Here is a 2574-nt window from a genome sequence, read left to right on the forward strand (position 1 = left end):
GCCCCGCCCCGCTCGGAGCCGAACCCGTCAGCGCCGAACCCGTCAGGGGCCAGCGGCTGAAGCCGGCGTCCCAGTCGGCTGCCTCCGGCGGGGCGCCGGTCCGGCCGGGCGGGTGGATCTCCGTGCGGCCGGTGCCGGGCTCCGCGGGCAGGAGGGCCGCCCTGGCCCGCCTCGTCCGCTCCAGGACGGTCGCCGCCCTGGCCTCCAGGACCGTACGGGCGCCGCTGCCCTCCTCGGCCAGGCGTTCGGCGGCGTAGAGCCGGGTCAGGTCGTGCCAGCCGTAACGTTCCTGGCCCGCCTCGTCCAGGCCGCGCGACTGCAGCAGGCCCGCCTCCGCCAGCGGTTCCAGGTCCGCCCCCAGCACCCACGGCGCGAAGTCCGGCGCGGACAGGGCGCCGAGCTCGCGCAGCAGCCGCCGTTCCGGATCGGGGAGACCGCGGTAGCCGAGCGCGAGGCTGCCGCGTACGGCCAGGTCGCCCGCGCTGAGCTCGTCGAGCCTGCGCCGCTCGTCGCTCAGCCGTCCCGCGAGATGATCGAGCGTCCAGCCAGGCTTCCTGGCCAGCCGGGACCCGGCGATGCGCAGGGCCAGGGGCAACCCCCCGCAGAGCCGGACGATGCGCAGGGCCGCCTCCGGCTCCGCGCGCACCCGGTCGTGCCCCGTCACCCCGCCGAGCATGGCCACGGCCCCGTCGTCGTCGAGCACCCCCAGCTCGTACGCCCGCGCCGCCTCCAGCCCGGCCAGCGGCGACCGGCTCGTCACCAGCGTGAGGCTGCCGGGCCCCGTCGGCAGCAGCGGGCGCACCTGGGCCTCGTCGGCGGCGTCGTCCAGCAGCACGAGCAGCCGCCGGCCCGCCGTCATGCTGCGGTAGAGCCGGACCCGCTCGTCCAGCGCGGGCGGAACCGCGCCGTCGGGGCAGCCCAGCGAGCGCAGCAGATCCTCCAGTACGGCACCGGGCGGCCGGGCGCCGAGCGCCGCGTAGAGGCGGCCGCCGGGACGCTCGATCCCGGCGGCGGCGTGCACGGCGACGGCCGACTTCCCGCAGCCGGGAGGGCCGTGCAGCACCAGGTGCACGGGCGCGGCCGCCTGCTCGCGGACCGCCGTGCCGATCCAGTCGAGCACCTGCCGGCGCCCGGCGAAGTCGGAGACGTCCGGCGGCAGCTCGTTGATCGGCGCCGCGTCCTCGCGGCTCCGCCGGTCAGCGGACCCCGGCTGCTCGTCCGACAACACCCGCCGGTGCGCCTCGGCCAGCTCGGCGCCCGGCTCCAGCCCCAGCTCCTCGACCAGCGTGCGCCGCGCGTCCTGGTAGGCCGCGAGCGCCTCAGAACGGCGGCCCGCCTGGTGCAGCGCCTCGATGAGGCGTACCCAGGCCCGCTCGCGCAACGGATGGGCGCCCACCAGCGCCCGCAGCTCCCCCACCACCTCGGCGCCCCTGCCCAGGCTCAGGTCCAGCCGCACCCGCTCCTCGATCGCCGTCAGGCGCAGCTCCTCCAGCGGCACGGCGTGCGACCTGCGCAGCACGGACGACTCGACATCGGCCAGCGCCTGACCTCGCCACACCCCCAGGGCCGCCCTGAACCCGTCGGCCGCCTCCGCGATCCGCCCCTCCCCCCGCAGCCGCCTCGCCTCGGCGACCAGCCGCTCGAACCGGTGGCAGTCGACATCGTCCGGCTCCACCTCCAGCAGGTAGCCGCCGGGCACCGTACGGATGCCGTCGACCAGCTTGCGCAGCGCGCTGACGTACACCCTGAGCACCGACTCCGCCGACGCGGGCGGCCGGTCGTCCCAGACCACGGACATCAGCCGCTCGACCGGCACCTGCTCGCGGGCCTCCAGCAGCAGCGCGGCCAGCAACGCCCGGTGCTTGGCCGGCCCAGGCGCCCGCTCGCCCTCGATCCGCAGCGGCCCGAGCACACCGAACCGCACGTTCACGCACCTTTCCGCATCACTCGCCCACGGGCCTGAGCACGAAGGAGTCGAAGCGCACACGGGCGGGCTCGGCGGCGCCGGAGGCCGCGTGCACACCGGCCTCGTCGGGCCCATAGGGGGCGTCGGCGTCGGACACCTCCGCGACCAGGCGTTCGTTGAGCCACATGCGCAGCGTCACCTTGCCCCCGCTCTGGCCGCACTCCGCCACGATGCGGTTGCCGGCCGCCTTGTCCGCATCCGCCGGGCCGAACAGGGTCTGGCCCCGGGTGCCCGTGCGGCGTTTGACGATCGTGGCCCTGCCCGAACCGCTCACCGCGAACTCGTAACGGTCTCCGGATCGGGCCGAGCCATGGCACCACACACCGTACTCCCCGGCGCCCTCCTCCAGAGTGGCCTTCGCGCTGATGATCACGCCGCCGTCCGGCTCCCGCCGGGGCGCCGACTTCCACAACCGCCATGACGCTTTCACGGTCAGCTCGTACGCCGGGCCCGCCAGCCGGGCGTTCCCGCCCTCCGAAGGGCCGACCGCCCACGATTCCCCGAAGTCGGCCTCGTACGGCCAGCTCACCCTCCAGAGGCCGGGCACGGTCACGGCGGCGGTGACGGCGGCCACGAGCACGGCCGCGCCCGCCGCCCAGGGCCACCAC

The 2574-nt window shown here is 76.4% G+C and carries 2 protein-coding genes; both read right to left on the minus strand.

Annotated features, from left to right (window positions below; translation table 11 throughout):
• Window positions 1-1924 (minus strand): AfsR/SARP family transcriptional regulator (locus E1294_RS51595; protein WP_246083891.1); only part of this gene is annotated, 1924 nt, incomplete at its 3' end.
• 19 nt (window positions 1925-1943) lie between these two features.
• Window positions 1944-2574: hypothetical protein (locus E1294_RS53980; protein WP_165977985.1), on the minus strand; the 631-nt coding region annotated here is incomplete at its 5' end.

Origin of the sequence: Nonomuraea diastatica (genome assembly GCF_004349015.1) — a bacterium.
Taxonomy (GTDB): Bacteria; Actinomycetota; Actinomycetes; order Streptosporangiales; family Streptosporangiaceae; genus Nonomuraea; species Nonomuraea diastatica.